At 44.0% G+C, this 20,722-nt stretch carries 17 protein-coding genes; all 17 read left to right on the top strand.

Annotated features, from left to right (window positions below; all coding sequences use genetic code 11):
* Window positions 1-4 precede the first annotated feature (4 nt).
* Entirely contained in the window at window positions 5-1,663 is a 1,659-nt protein-coding gene (recN, locus tag J1C81_RS08420; protein ID WP_002915679.1) for a DNA repair protein RecN, read from the top strand.
* Window positions 1,664-1,715: 52 nt separating this feature from the next.
* On the top strand, window positions 1,716-2,444 hold the full coding sequence (locus J1C81_RS08415; protein WP_002915678.1) for a metallophosphoesterase: 729 nt from the start codon (window positions 1,716-1,718) through the stop codon (window positions 2,442-2,444).
* 284 nt (window positions 2,445-2,728) lie between these two features.
* Window positions 2,729-3,562 (top strand): DegV family protein, encoded by an 834-nt coding sequence (locus J1C81_RS08410; protein ID WP_002915677.1) that lies wholly within the window; start codon window positions 2,729-2,731, stop codon window positions 3,560-3,562.
* 112 nt (window positions 3,563-3,674) lie between these two features.
* Complete coding sequence (locus J1C81_RS08405) at window positions 3,675-3,950, top strand: HU family DNA-binding protein (protein ID WP_002896125.1); 276 nt, start codon at window positions 3,675-3,677, stop codon at window positions 3,948-3,950.
* Between the two features lie 332 nt (window positions 3,951-4,282).
* Window positions 4,283-6,832: an LPXTG-anchored SHIRT domain periscope protein gene (locus tag J1C81_RS08400; RefSeq protein WP_002915676.1), complete on the top strand. Its 2,550-nt coding sequence runs from the start codon at window positions 4,283-4,285 to the stop codon at window positions 6,830-6,832.
* Between the two features lie 223 nt (window positions 6,833-7,055).
* Window positions 7,056-7,499 carry a Fur family transcriptional regulator gene (locus tag J1C81_RS08395; RefSeq protein WP_002915675.1) on the top strand — a complete coding sequence of 148 codons (444 nt, stop codon included), beginning with the start codon at window positions 7,056-7,058 and terminating at the stop codon, window positions 7,497-7,499.
* A 466-nt stretch (window positions 7,500-7,965) separates the two neighbouring features.
* Window positions 7,966-8,712, top strand: a complete 747-nt coding sequence (locus J1C81_RS08390) for a hypothetical protein (protein ID WP_002915674.1) — start codon at window positions 7,966-7,968, stop codon at window positions 8,710-8,712.
* A 149-nt stretch (window positions 8,713-8,861) separates the two neighbouring features.
* Window positions 8,862-9,554: a phosphoglycerate mutase gene (locus tag J1C81_RS08385; protein ID WP_002898001.1), complete on the top strand. Its 693-nt coding sequence runs from the start codon at window positions 8,862-8,864 to the stop codon at window positions 9,552-9,554.
* A gap of 209 nt (window positions 9,555-9,763) precedes the next feature.
* Window positions 9,764-11,830: a penicillin-binding protein PBP2B gene (gene pbp2b / locus J1C81_RS08380; protein WP_002915673.1), complete on the top strand. Its 2,067-nt coding sequence runs from the start codon at window positions 9,764-9,766 to the stop codon at window positions 11,828-11,830.
* Window positions 11,831-11,933: 103 nt separating this feature from the next.
* Window positions 11,934-12,530 carry a recombination mediator RecR gene (recR, locus tag J1C81_RS08375; protein WP_002902619.1) on the top strand — a complete coding sequence of 199 codons (597 nt, stop codon included), beginning with the start codon at window positions 11,934-11,936 and terminating at the stop codon, window positions 12,528-12,530.
* Between the two features lie 218 nt (window positions 12,531-12,748).
* Window positions 12,749-13,795, top strand: a complete 1,047-nt coding sequence (locus J1C81_RS08370) for a D-alanine--D-alanine ligase (RefSeq protein ID WP_032909750.1) — start codon at window positions 12,749-12,751, stop codon at window positions 13,793-13,795.
* Between the two features lie 74 nt (window positions 13,796-13,869).
* Window positions 13,870-15,240, top strand: coding sequence for a UDP-N-acetylmuramoyl-tripeptide--D-alanyl-D-alanine ligase (locus J1C81_RS08365; protein WP_002915671.1), 1,371 nt, complete (start codon window positions 13,870-13,872; stop codon window positions 15,238-15,240).
* Entirely contained in the window at window positions 15,230-15,841 is a 612-nt protein-coding gene (locus tag J1C81_RS08360) for an NUDIX hydrolase N-terminal domain-containing protein (protein ID WP_002915670.1), read from the top strand. Before J1C81_RS08365 ends, J1C81_RS08360 begins: the two co-directional genes overlap by 11 nt.
* Window positions 15,842-15,948: 107 nt before the next feature.
* Complete coding sequence (locus J1C81_RS08355) at window positions 15,949-16,635, top strand: TIGR02206 family membrane protein (protein WP_002915669.1); 687 nt, start codon at window positions 15,949-15,951, stop codon at window positions 16,633-16,635.
* 18 nt (window positions 16,636-16,653) lie between these two features.
* The gene (locus tag J1C81_RS08350) at window positions 16,654-17,340 is read left to right on the top strand and encodes a TIGR02206 family membrane protein (protein WP_002915667.1); all 687 of its coding nucleotides are present in this window, start codon (window positions 16,654-16,656) and stop codon (window positions 17,338-17,340) included.
* 537 nt (window positions 17,341-17,877) lie between these two features.
* Complete coding sequence (locus J1C81_RS08345) at window positions 17,878-19,422, top strand: peptide chain release factor 3 (protein ID WP_002915665.1); 1,545 nt, start codon at window positions 17,878-17,880, stop codon at window positions 19,420-19,422.
* 266 nt (window positions 19,423-19,688) lie between these two features.
* On the top strand, window positions 19,689-20,597 hold the full coding sequence (locus J1C81_RS08340) for a magnesium transporter CorA family protein (RefSeq protein ID WP_002915664.1): 909 nt from the start codon (window positions 19,689-19,691) through the stop codon (window positions 20,595-20,597).
* Window positions 20,598-20,722: the final 125 nt, after the last annotated feature.

Here is a 20,722-nt window from a genome sequence, read left to right as displayed (position 1 = left end):
GCCTATGTTATTAGAAATTTCGATTAAAAATTTTGCCATTATTGAGGAGATATCCCTTAATTTTGAGCAAGGAATGACGGTTTTGACCGGGGAAACTGGAGCCGGCAAGTCTATTATTATTGATGCGATGAACATGATGCTGGGCAGCCGTGCCACGACGGATGTTATTCGTCATGGAGCGCCCAAAGCTGAGATAGAGGGACTTTTTTCTCTGGAAAATAGCAGAGCTTTGCGAGAGATTTTTGAGGAGCAGGGCTGGGAACTGACCGATGAGCTGATTATCCGTCGGGAAATTCTGCAAAACGGCCGTAGTGTCAGCCGTATCAACGGTCAGATGGTTAATCTGTCTGTTCTAAAGGCTGTCGGCCAGCACTTGGTGGATATCCATGGTCAGCATGATCAGGAAGAGCTGATGAGACCCCAGCTTCATATTGCCATGCTAGATGAGTTTGGCTCAGCAGACTTTTTAAATCTCAAAGGCCGATATCAGGAGACCTTTGACCGCTATCGAAGCCTGCGCAAGCAAGTCCTGATTTTGCAGAAAAATCAGCAGGAGCATAAGGCCAGGGTTGAGATGCTGGAGTTTCAGATGGCGGAGATTGAGAGCGCAGCCCTCAAAAGCGGTGAAGATACTGCCCTGCATCAGGAACGAGACCGCCTGCTCAACCACAAGTTCATTGCCGATACGCTGACGAATGCCTATACTATGCTGGATAATGAAGATTTTTCCAGTTTGACCAATGTCCGCTCAGCTATGAATGACCTTGAGTCTATCGAGGATTACGATCCAGCCTACAAGGAGCTTTCAGGCAGCTTGTCAGAGACTTATTATGTCTTGGAAGATGTCAGCAAGCGCCTAGAGGATATTTTAGATGGACTGGACTTTGACGGAGATCGGCTGTTGCAGGTGGAGAGTCGCTTAGACTTGATTAACAGCATCACACGTAAATACGGCGGTCAGGTAGATGATGTGTTGGATTACTTTGCTCAAATTTCCAAAGAATACAGCCTTTTAACTGGAAGTAACTTGTCCTCAGAGGATATGGACCGAGAGCTGAAGGCCTTGGAGAGAGAGCTGGTAGAGCTAGCTCAGGAGCTAAGTCAGGCCCGTCACGGCCTAGCAGCCCAGCTGGAAGCGGAAATCAAGCAAGAGCTGCAGGACCTCTACATGGAAAAGGCGCGCTTTAAAGTGCAGTTCAGTAAGGGCAAGTTCAACCGTGAAGGCAATGAACAAGTAGAGTTTTACATCTCAGCAAATCCGGGCGAGGATTTCAAACCTTTGGTGAAGGTTGCGTCTGGCGGGGAGCTCTCCCGTCTCATGTTGGCTATCAAGTCTGCCTTTTCTCGTAAGGAAGGCAAGACCAGCATTGTCTTTGACGAAGTGGATACGGGCGTTTCTGGCCGAGTGGCCCAAGCTATTGCTCAGAAGATTCACAAGATTGGCTCCAACGGCCAAGTCTTGGCTATTTCCCATTTGCCGCAGGTTATTGCGATTGCCGATTATCAGTTCTTTATTGAGAAGATTTCGGATGAGAATTCAACCGTCTCAACGGTTCGCTTGCTGACGGCTGACGAGCGTGTTCAGGAAGTTGCTAAGATGCTGGCTGGCGAAGATGTGACGGAGGCTGCTTTGACTCAAGCCAGAGAATTATTAAAGAAATAAACAATCGAGACTGAGACACTAGTGTTTCGGTCTCCTTTAGGAGGTGACGAGTATGACAGAACATTTTGCAATCGGTGATGTCCATGGCAAGGCTGGTATGCTGGATGAGCTGATCCAGCATTGGGACGGTCGCAGCCAACTAGTCTTTCTAGGGGACTTGATAGATCGTGGCGAGGACAGCCGAGCGGTTTTGGAGCGGGTCAAGGATTTAGTGGATCAGAAAGGAGCTATCTGTCTTTCTGGCAATCATGAGTATATGTTTCTGACCTGGCTGGATAATCCTGAAAAGTCTTATGACCACTACCGACGCAATGGCGGAGATACGACGATTAATTCGCTTTTAGGCCGACCTCTTAATGCTCCTGTAGATGGAGTAGCAGACGCGGAACGTGTCAAGACGGAGACGGCCAATTTAGTAGATTTTATTCGCCAGATGCCTTTCCTATTGGAGACGGAACAGTACATTTTTGTTCATGCTGGTCTAGATTTGGAGCTGAAAGACTGGCGAGAAACCAGTGATTATCAAAAGGTTTGGATTCGTGCTCCTTTTCACGAAGGCAGCAATCAGACTGGCAAAACGATTGTCTTTGGCCATACACCGACATTTTACCTCTTGCATGAAGCGCCAGGTACTAAGCAACTATGGATGACTGAGGATGGCAAGATTGGAATGGATGGCGGAGCTGTCTATGGAGGAGTCCTCCATGGAGTTCTCTTTGGCCATAATGGCATTATAGAGCAGTATGCTATAAAAAATGATGGTTTGGTAGCTGAAGACTGAAAAAAGATTGGGAAAATCCAATCTTTTTTTGCTGAGTTTCTCTTTGAAAACCAGCTTTTTCCCAAAATTTTCCCCAATAAAGCTAAAAAAAGCGGCATGTAAACACTTTTTCATCTAATTTTAAAGAAGCGCAAAAAGATTAAAAAACTAAAACAAGCAGATTAAATTTAGGAAACGCTTGGCCTGAGCTGTGATTTTAGCGAATATTCCCCCACAAAACCATAAAAATTTGGTATAATGTAGTGTAATAACAAGTTAAAATTTAGATACAGAGTAGGAAATCTATGACAAAAATAAAAATCGTAACTGACTCATCCGTAACCATTGAACCGGAGGTTGCTAAGGAATTAGACATTACAATTGTGTCTCTCTCTGTTATGGTGGACGGGGTGGTCTATTCGGATGCAGACCTAGAGGAAGGTGAGTTCCTTCGTCTTATGCAGTCTAGTCGCAATCTTCCTAAAACCAGCCAGCCGCCTGTCGGAGTCTTTGCTGATGTTTTTGAGCGCTTGGCAGAGGATGGAGCACAGATTATCTCCATTCACATGTCTCATGCCTTGTCAGGAACTGTCGAAGCAGCCCGTCAAGGAGCGACTTTGGCTAATGCTGATGTGACGGTTGTTGACAGCTCTTTTATTGATCAGGCTATGAAGTTCCAAGTCACTGAAGCAGCTAAACTGGCCAAGGAAGGAGTTAGCCTAGAGGAGATTCTGACTAAAATAGAGGAAGTGAAGGAAAAGACAGAGCTCTACATCGGTCTCTCTACCTTAGAAAATCTGGTTAAAGGAGGCCGTATAGGCCGAGTTTCTGGTTTGATTAGCTCCCTGCTCAATATCCGAGTTATCATGCAAATGAAGGATCATCAGCTGGAGCCCATTGTCAAGGGAAGGGGCGCTAAGACCTTTAAGAAATGGCTGGATGATTTGACAGTAAGTCTGCCAAACAAACAAGTGGCTGAAATTGGAATTTCCTATGCAGGCAGTCCAGAATTGGCACTAGAAATGAAGGAAAGTTTACAGCCATATGTCAAGAAACCTATTTCAGTGCTGGAAACAGGGTCCATTATTCAGACGCATACTGGGGAAAATGCTTGGGCTGTGCTGATTCGTTACGAATAAAACCATAATAATTTAGAAAATAGCGGTTTAGTACTTGACCTGAATGCTTTTTTTAGATATGATAATATTTGTTAGGGTTATTAACCCAGAAAAAATTTGGAGGATTTGTTAAATGGCTAACAAACAAGATTTGATCGCAAAAGTAGCAGAAGCTACAGAATTGACTAAAAAAGATTCAGCAGCAGCAGTTGACGCTGTATTCGCAGCTGTAACTGAGTACCTTTCAAAAGGTGAAAAAGTTCAACTTATCGGTTTTGGTAACTTTGAAGTTCGTGAGCGTGCAGCACGTAAAGGCCGCAACCCACAAACTGGTAAAGAAATCAAAATCGCAGCTTCTAAAGTACCAGCTTTCAAAGCAGGTAAAGCTCTTAAAGACGCTGTAAAATAATTTTGGTTAATAAAGCCTGATACACTTGCCTCTGGCGAGTATGTCAGGTTTTTCTTTTTGCTCTCATTTCTTGAGCTTAATAAGAGATTTAGGTGATTCGAGAAAGTTGATTTATGAACTTTCTTGGAGTTTTTACTTTGCATTAAAGTGAAGGAATTTGTCTCTAAACAAAAGAAAATGATAAGAGACAAACTTTTTTAAAGACTTAAAATAAAAAGTTTAAAATTTTAGCAAAAGTGCTTTTAAATCATAGGTGTTTATGATAAAATGAAGAGAGCATTTCTTTTTGTGTAATGATTGCGAAATCATTGAAAAAGTTTAGGAGGTAAGAAATGAAATGGAAACCACTTCAGGGCTCATTGCGTCCTGTTAATCCTTATGGCAGCAAATTTCGCTTGCTGATAGGATTATTTGTTGTGCTTTTTTCAATCTTTCTGCTCCCCATTCAGACCTTGTCTGCCTTGGAGGAGCTGAAGGATGGCACGGATTTGTCCAAGTTGAATATTCATAAGTTTGACTTGAATGTTAACAATGTCAGTGTTCTTTCTAAGTCAGAGGCGATTGAACAGGTTCATTTGACTAATCCAAACTATGAGTATCTGGGAGCAGTTTATCCTGGAGAAATGGAAAATTTCACCATCAAAGTAGACAAGTCTCAAAAAGCAGATCAGGTCTTTAATAAGCCGCTTTCTCTTAAGTTCTCTAATGTTGGAACGGCTTATGGAAAACAAGTAGATGCCTATCTGACTTTTAATAAGGTAACACTCCACTATCTGAACTCATCTACAGCAGAAGCTCAGATGAATGATACTCAAAAAAATGCAGTTGAATTTTTCTCTATTTCAGAGTTGTGGGAGAGAAGCGCTTTTGAGATTGGGAATATCCCATATGTGGATGCGGCCCATAATAACATTATGAACAAAGCTTTCTGGGTGGAGGCTGATGTTACAGCAGAGCTACGCTATGCGGATGGTTCGGATACAGATTTGAAGTTGGTTATGAAACCGACTGACATTGATGTAGTTGACGGTTTTGGTCTAAAAGAGTCTTTCTATATTAATGATTATAAAAATGCTGTTGATAAGCGCTTGATGAACAATGCCAATGCTTTGAATCAAACAGATCAGAGCGGTCGGACAATTTGGGAAGCAACGACTTCAACTAGCGGTGCTGCTAATGAAAACAACATCTCTGGTTTGGCCGTTCGTTCTGCAGATAACACGTTGAATTTCGGTTATTTATCAACAGAAGCTTGCTCGGCAGTCTTTGGTCTTTATATTGAAAAAGTTGATCCCAAGCCAGTCTTAGAAGTGGATCCAGTTAAGATTCCAGCTAAGGAAGGTCAAGAGGTGACTTATAAGGGAACCTTCAAGATTCCAGTTCCTGGTAAGGATATTTTGGCTACCCCGACTACTATTGAGATGACTGAAACCTTTGACGAGCGTCTGGATTACAAGGAGCTCAAGGTTGAGGCTGGCGGTAATGCCTTGCAGGAAGGTCGTGATTACACGATTGAAAAGAAAGGTCAGACCGTTATGGTCAAGATGACACCGGAGTATGTTAAAGCAAATTCTTCTCAGGATATTGTCATTACCTACAAGACTGCAACCAATCAAAAGTTAGCAGAAAAGGGTGCTGCAACGATTGCAAATACCGTGACTTTAAAAGTAGATAATCTTTCAGCACCATCTAATCAAGTTACTACTGACTTGCTCTATGAAAAGAAACATGAATTTGTCAGTGGCACTGCTGGTAAGGAACTCCCGCAGGAAATCAAAGACCTAACACCAGAAACAGAAAAGAATCTGGAGAATGGTACTAAGTCCACCCCGACCCAGCCATCTAAGACAGAAGTGAAGACCGCCGACGGCACTTGGACCTTTAAGTCGTATGATAAGAACGAAGAGACTATTAACGGAGCGGATGCACACTTTGTCGGCACTTGGGACTTTACACCAGCGCCAACTTACAAGGCAACTCAGGAGTTCGTCAGTGGTACAGTAGGTAAGGAATTGCCACAAGAAGTGAAGGCTTTGCTTCCAACTGATAAATCTGATTTGGCAGACGGCACTAAGACCACTCCAACACAGCCGGTCAAGACAGAAGTTGAAACATCTGATGGCAGCTGGAGCTTCCAGTCATATGACAAGAACGAAGCAACTATTAATGGTGCAGACGCTAAATTTGTTGGAACTTGGACGTTTGTGGCAAAACCTAGTCCGGCACCAACTTACAAGGCTACACATGAATTTGTCAGCGGTACAGCAGGTAAGGAATTGCCACAAGAAGTTAAATCCTTGCTTCCAGCCGACAAACTTGATTTAGCCGACGGTACGAAAGCCACTCCAACACAACTAGTGAAGACAGAAGTTGAAACATCTGACGGTACCTGGAGCTTCCAGTCATATGACAAGAACGAAGCAACCATTAATGGTGCAGATGTTCACTTTGTCGGTACTTGGACTTTCGCAGCTGACTCAACTACGCTTACTGGCAGTGTGATCTGGATTGACAATGATAACGCTGCAGGTCGCCGACCACAGAGTGTCCTTGTTCATTTACTTGCAGATGGACAGGATACAGGCATCAGCGTAACTGTTGATGAGGCGATGGGCTGGAAATACAGCTTTGAAAACCTGCCTCGCTTCAAGGATGGAAAAGAAATCATCTATAGTGTCCGCGAGGACGAAGTGGAAGGCTACAACAATCAAGCTGAAGGCATGAATGTAACCAACCGCTTGCTTGTAGATGCTCAAGTTAAAGAGATTGGCAAGAAACGAATTCTGCCTAAGACCGGCCAAGATACATCTGTCTGGATGCTGATTCTTGGATTCTTGGCTCTTGGAGGAGCAGTTGGCTTGACCAAACGTCAGCGTGACTAAGATTAAGCTTCAGTAAAAAGCTTTGAAAATCTAGAATAAATGAAAAGTCTGTTATCTCAACTTTTGTTGGGAATAGCAGGCTTTTTATTTTTGGCAGGAAAATCAAGGCACTGATAGAATTTAAAAATTTTAGGTCTTATTTACAATCATTCTTAATAGCCAAGTAAGCCTAGTCATGGTATAATGGTAATGACTTAGATGAGAGGCTACAACGGAGTAAATAATGAAACAAGAACATCAGCATGACTTTGACCGAGTAATTGGCCATTTGCGCGCCAAGGGTGTGCGCATTACAGAAACGCGGAAGGCGGTAATTGACTATATTATCCAAAGTCACGACCATCCTAGCGCTGAAATGATATATCAGGACTTGAAGCCCAATTTTCCTAATATGAGTCTGGCAACAGTTTATAATAATCTCAAGGTTCTGATTGATGAGGGTTTTGTCGCTGAGCTCAAGGTTCGCAATGATACGACGACCTACTTTGACTTTATGGGCCATCAGCATCTCAATGTCATCTGTGAAAAATGCGGCCGTATCGCTGATATGGAGCTGGAACTTCCAGATGTGAAGCATGAGGCTGAAGTGCAGACTGGCTACCACATCACCCAAAGCCAAACGACTGTCTATGGCCTATGCCCCCAATGCCAGCAAGGGGCGGTGTGACTGCGAGGATTATTAGCAGCTTTTTGGAGCCTAAAGACGAACAAAGTTGTGACTCGCTTCGCAAATTCAATCAGCAACTTCAAAGCAGTACTTGAGCAATCAGCTATTGCGTCAAGATTCTATTTCTAATAAAAAGAAAGGCTAGAACTTATGTCTCTTAGCCTTTTTCTATGTGTTTTAGCAAGGCATGTTCGCAGGATATTATCTGAGCATAGAGACGTTGATACCTAGTCAAGTACAGCACTTAGCAAGATCATATATTTTAAGGATAATACCTTATATATTTATGCTGTTATTTTACAGGCCAATTCTCTTTTGATATAATGAAAGCAGAATAAAGCCTTGTACAAAGAGATTCAAAGAGTTCTGAAGGATTTACAATATAGGTAAATTCGCCATAAGTCTGTAGTATCGAAATCTTTAAGGGGTATTACTTTGTGGGTAGGTTAGATTTTTAGGAGGTCTTATGTTCTGGTGGAGAAAGAAATGGCTGGATGAGTTGTCAGACAGTGATGAATCGCCTCTTTTGGAATGTCGTCATCTTCTCTTTGAAGAGGAAGCTGGCTATCCCATTTGCCCCTCTTGCGGTGGACTCATAAAAGAGAATTTTCCTAAGAAAGGCGCGGACAAAGCACGTCTGCACCTGATATGGGAGAAGATGCAGCGAGTATGGAGTGTAAGATTTGGAAGGGAATTTTCAGCAGCTTTGTTTGTGATACCAGCTATTTTTCTTCCAGAATTTTTAAGCCGTTGGATTTTAACCACTGGAGATTACGGCTTTTCTAGCTTTTTCATTGCTAGCCGTCATACGCCTACAATGATTAGCTTCACTTATGAAGGCTACATTCCTTTATTCATCTTTTTTATGGGCAAAGAACGCTTTAAACGTTTCTCTACTTTTTCTTTAGGATTTGAGCGTTTTCATAAAATCCTTTATTCTTGGCCTGTTCGGCTTGTTACTTTTATCGCTGTTATTTGCTTTATTAATATTATTATGCCAAAGATTTATGGGGTTGAAGGAGATGTCTTTATAGGTAAACATAGCCAGCTAACTCCGGCCCAGCATGCTAAAGGTGTAGAACTTTTCATTTTTGTCAATATGCTCTCTATCTGGATTGTGTCTGGCTTACTGCTTATTTATCAGTTGATAGACAGGCGGCGGACTTGGTGGCTTAAGGAAGCCAACGAGGTTTATCTATCTGGTGGGTGTTAGGGCAAAGGTTTCTGCTCGGAAATACAAAAGCGCTTTCTTGCTGAAAAACGTCTGATTTGACGAAATAGGCTAGCTTTTTAGGCGAAAATTTTGTAAAATAGAATAGATAAACGGGGACTGCCTCGGAAAATAAAAGGAGAATCCATCTAATGGTAAAATTAGTTTTTGCTCGCCACGGTGAGTCTGAATGGAACAAAGCGAACCTTTTCACTGGTTGGGCTGATGTTGACTTGTCTGAAAAAGGTACACAGCAAGCAATCGACGCTGGTAAACTGATTAAAGAAGCTGGTATCGAGTTTGACCAAGCTTACACTTCAGTATTGAAGCGTGCGATTAAGACAACTAACCTTGCTTTGGAAGCGGCTGATCAGCTTTGGGTACCAGTTGAAAAATCATGGCGTTTGAACGAGCGTCACTATGGCGGTCTGACTGGTAAAAACAAGGCAGAAGCAGCTGAGCAATTTGGTGATGAGCAAGTGCATATCTGGCGTCGTTCATACGATGTATTGCCTCCAAACATGGATCGCGATGATGAGCACTCAGCACACACTGACCGTCGTTATGCTTCACTGGACGACTCAGTTATTCCAGATGCTGAAAACTTGAAAGTTACGCTTGAGCGTGCCCTTCCATTCTGGGAAGATAAGATTGCTCCAGCTTTGAAAGATGGCAAAAATGTCTTTGTAGGTGCACACGGTAACTCAATCCGTGCCCTTGTGAAGCACATCAAACAATTGTCTGACGATGAAATCATGGACGTGGAAATTCCAAACTTCCCACCATTGGTATTCGAATTTGACGAAAAATTGAACGTAGTAAAAGAATACTACCTTGGAAAATAAGCTTAAAGGAATCTGAGATTATTCTCAGGTTCTTTGCTTTTCCAGAGAGGAAGGACAAGGATTGTTAGAAGCCTAGCCGGCAAGTCTTTTAGGTTCTGTGGTTTAGCGGATTTCCTCTTAACTCGTCCATATTTTCAGATTTTCTATCAGTTTTGAAACATTCATCGAGCTGGATTTATGGTAAAATAAAGGTCAGAACTTTTACTAGAATGAGAGAGAAGATGGCAAGGAAGAAGAGAAAATTTGACAGTCATTCCATCACCAGAAGGCTTTATCTGCTGTTTGGAATCGTGATGCTTTTGTTTTTAGCCTTGATTGCCCGTCTAGGCTATATGCAGGTGGTCAATCAGGACTTTTACACGGATAAGTTGGCCAAGGCTAGCAAGACCAAGATTACGACTAGCTCAGTACGTGGGCAGATTTATGATGCTACTGGCAAGCCTTTGGTGGAAAATACGACCAAGCAGGTAGTGACCTATACACGGGATAACCGGCTGACGGCTGGGGAGATTCGGGCGACTGCTCAAAAGCTCCTGACCTATGTCAGTGTCAGCGATACAGAGGTGACAGACCGCCAAGAAGTCGATTATTATTTGGCGGACAGCGCAGTCTATCAAGAAGTAGTGGAAAAGCTACCCAAGGACAAGAAATTTGATACAGACGGCAACCGCCTGCCTGAGTCCAAAATCTATAAAGCGGCAGCTGAGAGCATTGACCCTAAGCAGCTGGGCTATACGGATGAGGAAAAGAAGGCCATCGTTCTCTTTAGTCAGATGAATGCGATTTCCAACTTTGCGACGGGGACCATCCAGACAGATGCGCTAACAACAGAGCAGGTAGCTGTACTGGCTTCCAGCAGCAAAGAGCTGCCAGGTATCAGTGTCTCAACGGGCTGGGACCGCAAGGTCTTGGATACCTCACTGGCTTCTATCGTGGGTAATATCTCGACAGAAAAGACTGGACTTCCGGCTGAGGAAGTGGATGATTACCTGAAAAAAGGCTACTCCCTCAATGACCGGGTGGGGACCTCCTATCTGGAAAAGCAGTATGAGTCAGTCCTTCAAGGCAAGCGAGCTGAGAAGGAGATTCATCTAGATAAAAATGGTAATATGGAGAGTGTGGAAAATATCTCTGACGGCAGCAAGGGCGACAATCTCAAGCTGACGGTGGACTTGAACTTCCAGCAGGGAGTAGAGGACATTCTCAAAAATGCCTTTAATGCAGAGTTGGCTAGTGGCAATGCGACTTACTCTGAGGGTGTCTATGCCGTAGCTATGGATCCCAATACCGGCGCCGTCTTAGCTATGGCAGGCATACGTCACAATCTGGAAACTGGAGAAAACTCTGTCGATGCTCTGGGAACCATGACCAATGTCTTTGTTCCGGGATCTGTGGTCAAGGCTGCAACATTGACCTCGGGCTGGGAGAATAACGCCATTAGCGGCAACCAAGTCCTGACAGACCAGCCGATTAGCTTTGGCGGTACGGACAGTATCACTTCTTGGTTCACCCAGTATGGTTCACGTGCTATCACAGCCCAAGAGGCCTTGGAATACTCTTCCAATACCTATATGGTGCAGGTAGCGCTGAAGATGATGGGGACGCCTTACTCAGCGGATATGAAGCTGGATTTTGATGAGCTGGATCCGTCCATGAAAAAGCTGCGGTCCACCTTTGCAGAATATGGTTTGGGCACTTCAACAGGGATTGACCTGCCAAATGAGTCCACAGGCTATCTTCCAGACAAGTTTACCTTTGCCAACTATCTGACCAATTCGTTCGGCCAGTTTGACAACTATACAACGCTTCAGCTGGCCCAGTATGCCTCAACAGTAGCTAATAATGGCAAGCGTGTGGCTCCGCATATCGTTGAAGGCATTTACGGCAACAGCGACCAAGGAGGACTGGGTGATTTGGTGCAGAAAATTGACACCAAGGAGCTGAATCAGGTCAATATCTCTGACGAGGATATGAGCATTATCAAGCAAGGCTTCTATCAAGTGGTTCATGGCAGCAGTGGCTTTACGACTGGCCGGACAATTTCTCAGGGAGAGAGTGTGCCAATCAGTGCCAAGACTGGTACGGCTGAGACCTTTGTGGACAAGGGCAAGAAAGAAGCCATCAATACTAATGTCGTGTCCTATGCACCGAGTGAGAAGCCACAGATTGCGGTGGCAGTGGTGTTCCCTCACAATACGAACCTATCTTCTACTGTCAGCCACAGTATCACTCGTGATATTATCAATCTATACAATCAACAACACCCTATGAATTAGCACTCAATGAAAATCATCAGCAAACATAGAAAGCTAAGAGCAGTTAGTACGCAAGTGCAGCAATCTGGTTTGAGGAGATTTTTGAGAATAGAGAAAGGATTTTATGCTTTACCCAACCCCTATTGCCAAGCTGATTGACAGTTTTTCAAAGCTGCCCGGCATTGGCATCAAAACAGCCACTCGACTGGCTTTTTACACTATTGGCATGAGCGATGACGATGTCAATGAATTTGCCAAGAATCTGCTGGCTGCTAAGCGTGAGCTGAGCTACTGCTCTGTCTGTGGCAACCTGACGGACGAAGACCCTTGTGCTATCTGTCAAGACCAGTCGCGAGACCAATCAACTCTTTTGATTGTTGAGGACAGCCGGGATGTGTCAGCCATGGAAAATATCCAAGAATACCACGGACTTTATCATGTCCTGCATGGCTTGATTTCGCCTATGAACGGCGTTGGACCGGACGATATCAATCTCAAAAGTCTAATCACTCGTCTGATGGATAGTGAGGTGACGGAGGTTATCGTCGCGACTAATGCGACTGCGGATGGCGAAGCGACCTCCATGTACATCTCACGGGTCTTGAAACCCGCTGGGATTAAGGTGACTCGCCTAGCGCGTGGTTTGGCGGTTGGCTCCGATATTGAGTATGCGGATGAGGTTACGCTGATTCGCGCTATCGAAAATCGGACGGAATTGTAAACGTCAAGGATTTTTCTGGCTTTAGCTGGCTGGAAGAGTCCTTTTTTCTGTTCAAAAATGCTGGGAATTGTGATATACTAAAACGGACTGATACAGAAGCTCTTGCTTAGAAGAATCGACCAGCTAGGTAGGTGTAAAACCAAGCTTTTGAGCCTGATTCTTCTCGAGATGGCAGCTTTTGTAAATCGTACTATTTTTAGAAAATGATAGGAAAAATCATGGCAAAACAAAGATTGATTTTATTGTATGGCGGACGCAGTGCAGAGCGGGAAGTTTCGGTTTTATCAGCTGAGAGCGTCATGCGGGCTGTCAATTATGATAGATTCTCGGTGAAGACTTACTTCATCACCAAGGACGGAGCTTTTATCCAAACTCAGGAATTTGAAGCAAAGCCAGCGGCTGATGAGAAGCTGATGACCAATGCCACAGTGGACATGTCTCGAAAGATCAAACCCAGCGATATTTACGAAGATGGAGCAGTAGTCTTTCCAGTTCTGCATGGTCCCATGGGCGAAGATGGCTCTATCCAAGGCTTCCTAGAAGTACTCAAAATGCCTTATGTTGGCTGTAATATTTTATCTTCTAGCCTAGCCATGGATAAAATCACGACCAAGCGAGTGCTGGAATCGGCAGGTATTGCCCAAGTGCCTTATGTAGCACTGGTTGATGGCGAGGATCTCGAGCAAAAAATCCAGGAAATCGAGGAGAAATTGACCTATCCAGTCTTCACCAAACCTTCCAATATGGGCTCCAGTGTCGGCATTTCTAAATCCGAAAATCGAGAAGAATTGCGTGCTTCTCTGGATCTGGCCTTCAAATATGACAGCCGGGTGCTGGTTGAGCAAGGAGTGACGGCTCGCGAGATTGAGGTTGGGCTTCTGGGCAATGTGGATGTCAAGAGTACCCTGCCCGGAGAAGTGGTCAAAGACGTAGCTTTCTATGACTACGAAGCCAAATACATTGATAATAAAATTACCATGGATATTCCGGCTAAGATTCCAGAAGAAGTAGTGAGCCTGATGCGTCAAAATGCAGAGGCCGCTTTCCGAGCTCTGGGCGGTCTGGGACTGTCCCGCTGTGATTTCTTCTATGCAGAAGATGGTCAGGTCTTCCTTAATGAGCTCAATACCATGCCAGGTTTTACCCAGTGGTCTATGTATCCATTGCTTTGGGAAAATATGGGGCTGGCCTATCCTGACTTGATTGAGAAGTTAGTTGGCCTAGCTGAAGAGGCATTTGCCAAGAGAGAGGCGCATCTTCTCTAAAATATGATATAATAGAGGGGCTGAAAATTTTCGGTCCTTCTTTTTGCGAGCAAACCGAAAAACGAGGAAGAAGTATGAAATTAGATTTATATGAAATTGCAGAAGTCCTATCTGCGAAAAATGATGTGACTCAGTTTGAAAATGTTGCGCTTAGAAATGCAGAGTTTGACAGCCGCTTGATTGAGTCGGGTGACCTTTTTGTGCCGCTTAAAGGGGCGCGTGATGGCCATGACTTTATCGCAACAGCCTTTGCTCAGGGAGCTGCTGCCACCCTATCTGAGCGCCCAGTGGCAGAGGGGACTTACATCTTGGTTGATGATGTCCTGACGTCCTTTCTGCGCTTGGCCCAGTACTATCTGGAAAAGATGCAGGTGGATGTGCTGGCAGTGACAGGTTCCAATGGTAAAACGACGACCAAGGATATGCTGGCCCAGCTACTAGCAACCACTTACAAGACCTATAAGACCCAGGGCAATTACAACAATGAAATCGGTCTGCCTTACACAGTACTGCACATGCCTGAGGACACAGAGAAACTTGTCTTAGAAATGGGGCAGGACCACTTGGGCGATATCCATCTCCTGTCTGAACTTGCCAAACCTAAGACCGGCATTGTAACTCTGGTCGGAGAAGCCCATCTGGAATTTTTCGGCAGCCGAGCTGAGATTGCCCAAGGCAAGATGCAGATTGCAGATGGCTTGAGAAAAGATGGTCTCTTGATCGTTCCGGCGGATAAGATTGTCAATGAATTTCTGCCAGCAGACTGTAAACTGGTTCGCTTTGGTCCTGATGCGGATATCTTCCTGACGCGTCTGGAAGAGCGCAAGGACAGCTTGAGCTTTGAATGCAACTTTTTGGAGCAAAGGATTGACCTGCCTGTAACTGGCAAGTACAACGCAACTAATGCCATGATTGCGGCCTATGCAGCTCTGCAGGAGGGTATATCTGAGGCGGCTATTGCTCAAGCCTTTTCTGAGCTAGAGCTGACCCGCAATCGAACGGAGTGGAAGAAAGCTGGTAATGGCGCAGATATTTTATCGGATGTCTACAATGCCAATCCAACAGCTATGCGCTTGATTCTTGAGACTTTCTCGACCATTCCGACCAATCTAGGCGGACGAAAATTGGCGGTGCTGGCGGATATGAAAGAGCTGGGAGCGGACTCTAAGTCCATGCATGGCTCGATGATTACCAGCCTCAATCCAGAAATTGTGACCGACCTTTTCCTCTATGGACAGGATATGGAAGCCCTCTATGACTATGCCAAGGAGATTTACCCGCCAGGCAAGGTGCTTTACTTTATCAAAAATGACGAGAAAGACCAGTTTGAACAACTAACTAAAGCTGTCAGAGAGAAGTTGACTCCTACCGACCAAATTCTTCTCAAAGGCAGCAATTCCATGAATCTGGCTAAGCTGGTAGAGGATTTGGAAGATGGAAACTAAAGAAGCTGCAAAAACCATTCAACGTCTCCTTTCTATTACAGAGACTGGACTGGCATTTAGTCGTGATGAATTTGATCGAGAGCGTTACTTAGAACTCCGTCAGCTTTTGGGACACCTTCTGGCTGATTGGTCAGATTTGGATGGGAAAGAATTGGCAGAGCTGTTGCGCCCAACGGATTTTTATGCCACTCCCTTGATTGATGTCCGCGCCTTACTGGTTCGAGACGGAAAAGTCTGTTTGGTCAAGGGTAAAAATGAGAAAACTTGGGCTTTACCTGGCGGCTTTTGTGAAGTCGGCCTATCTCCTAAGGAAAATATCGTCAAGGAAGTCCAAGAAGAAACGGGATTTAATGTTTCAGTTTCTCGTCTGCTTGCAATTTTTGATACCAATAAATTTCAATTTCAGAGTAAGCAATATGCTAAACTGGTCTTCGAGTGTCAGATAGAGGATGGAGATTTTCAGCCTAATACAGAAATAGAAGAGTTAGCTTTCTTTGATATCCAATCTTTACCAGAATTATCTTCTAAGCGGACGACAAAAGAACAGTTGGAAATCCTTTGGGAGATTTATCAAGGAGACAGAGAACAGTATGTGGATTAGTTAAGTAAGTTTCTGGGATACTTTTTGTCTGAAAAAGCTAGAAATTATTGCAACAACAGGCAAACTCAGCCTTGTTCAAAACTTATATTAGAATGGGAGCCTAGGAGATGGGAATAAGAGATATGTTTACAACCTATAAAACCGAACCGCCTCAACTGGGACTTTGGTATTTTGTTCTTTTGGGGCTGGTCTTTGCGATTATCTGGCTTTCCTATCGCTACTACAATCGGAAGCCTTACCAGCGGCTATTTGTCGGGATGCAAGCTTGCCAGCTGATAGGCCTCTACTCTTGGTATATGCTGGCTGCTGCCCCGCTGTCTGAGAGTCTGCCTTTTTATCATTGCAGAATGGCTATGTTTGCCTTGATGTTTCTGCCTAATCGCTCAGTGTATAAATTTTATTTTGCGCTTTTGGGGACTTTTGGCTCGATTGTAGCCTTTATTTATCCGATTTTCGATCCTTACCCTTTTCCCCATATTACTATTTTGTCCTTTATCATCGGCCATCTAGCGCTCTTGGGAAATTGTTTGATTTATCTTTTCAGATATTATCATACTTTCTCTATGAGCTGGCAGCGAGTGGTGTGGATGACCTTTCTGATGAATGCTTTTTTGCTTGTTATCAATATGTTGACAAAGGGTTCTTATGGATTTCTCACTGATCCGCCGCTTGTCGGCAATCACGGACTCCTGCTCAATTATCTGCTTGTCTCAATTGTCTTAAGTGCAGCAGTCTGCTTGGTTTCTGAAATTTTTAAGCGCGTGGAGCAGACCAAGACAGTCACCCTAACTTAATTATCTCATGGAGGATTTATGAAAGATTTTTTAACTACGGCAAAAACGGTGGCACCGCCTATCTCGATTTTATGGTATGCTGTGATGATTGCTCTGGTCTTGCTGTCTATTTGGAGCTCGCTCAAATATCATGATAATCCGCGTTTTGTCAAGGCTTTTAAGTGGATTCAGATTGCTCAACTGCTGATGCTTTATAGCTGGTATTTTGGTTTTCGGATTCCCTTTTCCAATAGTTTGCCCTTCTATCATTGCCGCCTGGCTATGTTTGCGGTGGTCTTTCTGCCAGACAAATGGCGCAGCAAGCAGTATTTTGCTCTTTTAGGAGCCAGCGGAGCGGTCTTTGCCTTGGGCTACCCAGTCTTTGACCCCTATGATTTCCCGCACATTACCAGCATTTCTTTCTTAATTGGCCACTATGCCCTTTTGGTTAATTCCTTGATTTATCTGATGAATCACTACGACAAGACCTTGCTCAAGAAATACATGATTGTCGCCTACACCTTTGGGCTCAATCTTTTCCTAGTCGGTGTTAACCAAGTGACAGGAGGAAATTACGGTCTGCTAAAAAGTCCGCCTTTCATCCCTGATGCCCCCCTATGGATAAAGTACCTCCTTGTGTCAGTCATCCTTTCTCTGGCTCTGGTCCTCTTTGATATCTTGTTTAAGAAACGGTGGAAAAAGCAGTTAAGTCTGGTCCGCAGTTAATTCATCTCAAGTTTACAAGTCCTGTCAAGTTAATGTGGCAGGATTTTTTTAATTAGAAAGCTTAATTATGACTTGCTTTGCTTCTAGTAACAAATGGACGGTTTGTCTATCAACTCTTTAAGCTGGTCGAGCTAGACGCTTTTGTTCGCGGAATGAAACGCCCCAAATTTTAGTCTTTCTTAACAGCTGGAGTACAACGAGGAAAAGGCTTGAACCTCTGTCTCTTGAAACGGAATAAAGCCATTTTTCAATGACAGCTGAAGAGAAAGAAGAGCTGGAAACCAGAAAAAGCGCCTGCTCCATTTACTGGGTTTGAACTTAATCGTTGCAATTTGCGCCATTGTCAGGGTTTAAAGGAAATTTCATTGACATAGGAGAATAGAATCGCTCGAAAGGGCGATTTTTATCTTCTTTAGATAATTGAAAAAAAGCGCTAAATCCGCTATAATAGGTAGGTTGAAAGGATTGAAATACTCCGATGTAAAATAAAAAAATACTAAGATTCACCATTATCCTAAATAAAAGAAAGAGAAGAAGATGACTTTACAAGAAGAAATTAAGAAACGCCGGACCTTTGCCATTATCTCCCACCCGGACGCGGGGAAGACGACCATTACGGAGCAGTTGCTCTACTTCGGAGGCGAGATTCGTGAGGCTGGGACAGTCAAGGGGAAAAAGACGGGTAATTTTGCCAAGTCTGACTGGATGGATATTGAGAAGCAGCGGGGGATTTCAGTGACTTCCTCTGTCATGCAGTTTGACTACGATGGCAAGCGGGTCAATATCCTGGATACGCCAGGGCATGAGGACTTCTCAGAAGATACTTATAGGACCTTGATGGCTGTGGATGCTGCGGTCATGGTTATTGACTCGGCTAAGGGTATTGAGGCCCAGACCAAGAAGCTCTTTGAGGTTGTTAAGCATCGTGGTATTCCAGTCTTCACTTTTATGAATAAGCTGGACCGTGACGGTCGCGAGCCCTTGGACTTATTGGAAGAACTGGAAGAGATTTTGGGTATTGCCAGCTATCCGATGAATTGGCCGATTGGGATGGGGAAGAGCTTTGAGGGTCTTTATGATCTCTACAATGAGCGGCTGGAGCTTTATAAGGGTGAGGAGCGCTTTGCAACTCTGGCAGAAGGCGACCAACTGTTTGCTTCTAACCCTTTCTATGAGCAAGTTAAGGAAGATATTGAGCTCTTGAGCGAAGCTGGGAATGAATTCTCGGAAGAAGCGATTTTGGCTGGCAAGCTGACACCTGTTTTCTTCGGATCGGCCCTGACCAACTTTGGCGTCCAGACTTTCCTGGAAACCTTCCTCAAGTTTGCTCCGGAACCGCATGGCCACAAGAAGACAGACGGTGAGGTAGTCGAGCCACTCAGCCCAGACTTTTCAGGTTTTGTCTTTAAAATTCAGGCCAATATGGATCCGCGCCACCGCGACCGCATCGCCTTTGTTCGTATCGTTTCTGGCGAGTTTGAGCGCGGTATGAGTGTCAATTTGCCTCGCACTGGCAAGTCTGCCAAGCTGTCTAACGTTACCCAGTTTATGGCCGAAAGTCGGGAAAATGTGACCAATGCTGTAGCTGGTGATATTATAGGGGTTTATGATACGGGGACTTATCAGGTTGGCGACACCCTGACTGTAGGTAAGAATAAGTTTGAATTTGAGCCTCTGCCAACCTTTACTCCTGAAATCTTTATGAAGGTTTCAGCCAAGAATGTCATGAAGCAAAAATCCTTCCATAAGGGGATTGAACAGCTGGTGCAAGAGGGAGCCATCCAGCTTTATACCAACTACCAGACAGGCGAGTACATGCTGGGTGCTGTCGGTCAGCTCCAGTTTGAGGTCTTCAAGCACCGCATGGAAAATGAATACAACGCTGAAGTGGTCATGAATCCTATGGGCAAAAAGACTGTCCGTTGGATTTCGCCAGATGACTTAGACGAGCGTATGTCTTCTAGCCGTAACATCCTAGCTAAAGACCGCTTTGATCAGCCTGTCTTCCTCTTTGAAAATGACTTCGCCCTGCGCTGGTTTGCGGACAAGTATCCGGATGTTAAGTTGGAAGAGAAGATGTAACTCATCGGCGAAAAATAATCGTTTTCGCCTCTTCGCCTCTTCGTGTCGTAGTGAATGGGATTGTTATGATTGTATAACAGACTAAAGTTACTAAGGCCGAGTTCTATTGGAGCCTTGCTAGCCGCCTGACTAATCTCATCGGGCGAGGCAGTTAGTTAATTTGCTTGATTTTGTGCTTCGATATTGCATATTTACTTGCAAGAACAGTTTAGGAAGTTGGGGGATAGTTTATTAGAGAATCATTCTATCTCATAGAAAGGAGCTCCATGTTTCTGGAAAGAAAGCTAAAAGATCAGTCTGTCTGGATCAACATTGACTCAGATAGTTTTAAAAAGAATGCCAGGATTTATCAGGATTATGAAATTGATCAGGAGACCATCGAGTATGCGCTGGATAAGAACGAGCGGGCTCACATGGACTACAATCGTGAGAATGGAACGGTTGTCTTTATCTACAATGTCCTTGATCTAGCGACAGATAAGGAACATTATGAGACGATTCCTATGACCTTTGTGGTGCAACAGAGACGGCTCATTACGATTAGCAACCAGGACAATGCCTATGTTGTTGATATGATGAAAGCCTATACTGAGCATCATGAGCCAGTATCGGTCTATAAGTTTCTCTTTGCTAGTCTAGAGTTGATCTCCAATTCTTACTATCCAGTCGTTGAGCGGATGGACAAGCGTAAGGACGAAATTAATACTCTTCTGCGCCAGACAACTACTAAAAAGCATTTGTTTGCCCTGTCAGACTTGGAAACCTCAATGGTCTATTTAGTTGCTGCGGCTAAGCAGAACCGCATGCTTCTAGAGCATATCAAAAGCCATGGTATTTACCGCCGTTTTGACGACTTAGAAACTGAACAGTTTGAGGATGCCATGATTGAGGCTCGTCAGCTCGTTTCGATGACTGATCTGATTGCTCAAGTTCTCAGTCAGCTCTCAGGATCCTACAATAATATCTTGAACAACAATCTGAATGACAATTTGACTGTCCTGACTATTATTTCAGTTCTTTTGGCAGTACTTGCAGTTATCACTGGTTTCTTTGGTATGAATGTTCCTTTGCCATTATCTAATGATAAAAATGCCTGGATTTATATTGTTGTCATTAGTCTAATCATCTGGGGACTTCTGACCAAGCTTCTTAAATGGCTGGCCAATAAGAAGTAAGCATTTGAAATTATTTTCCCTAAAACAAGCACCGAGATGGTGCTTGTTTTTTTGCTTTGGAAAGAAAATGATTAGTACAGTTGGTCTATATTAAAAAAACTGTTATTTTGTGTTAGAAAATATAA

Origin of the sequence: Streptococcus sanguinis (assembly GCF_050225395.1) — a bacterium.
GTDB lineage: Bacteria > Bacillota > Bacilli > Lactobacillales > Streptococcaceae > Streptococcus.
Note: the sequence above shows the minus strand (reverse complement) of the source record. Positions and strands in the feature narration are given on the sequence as shown.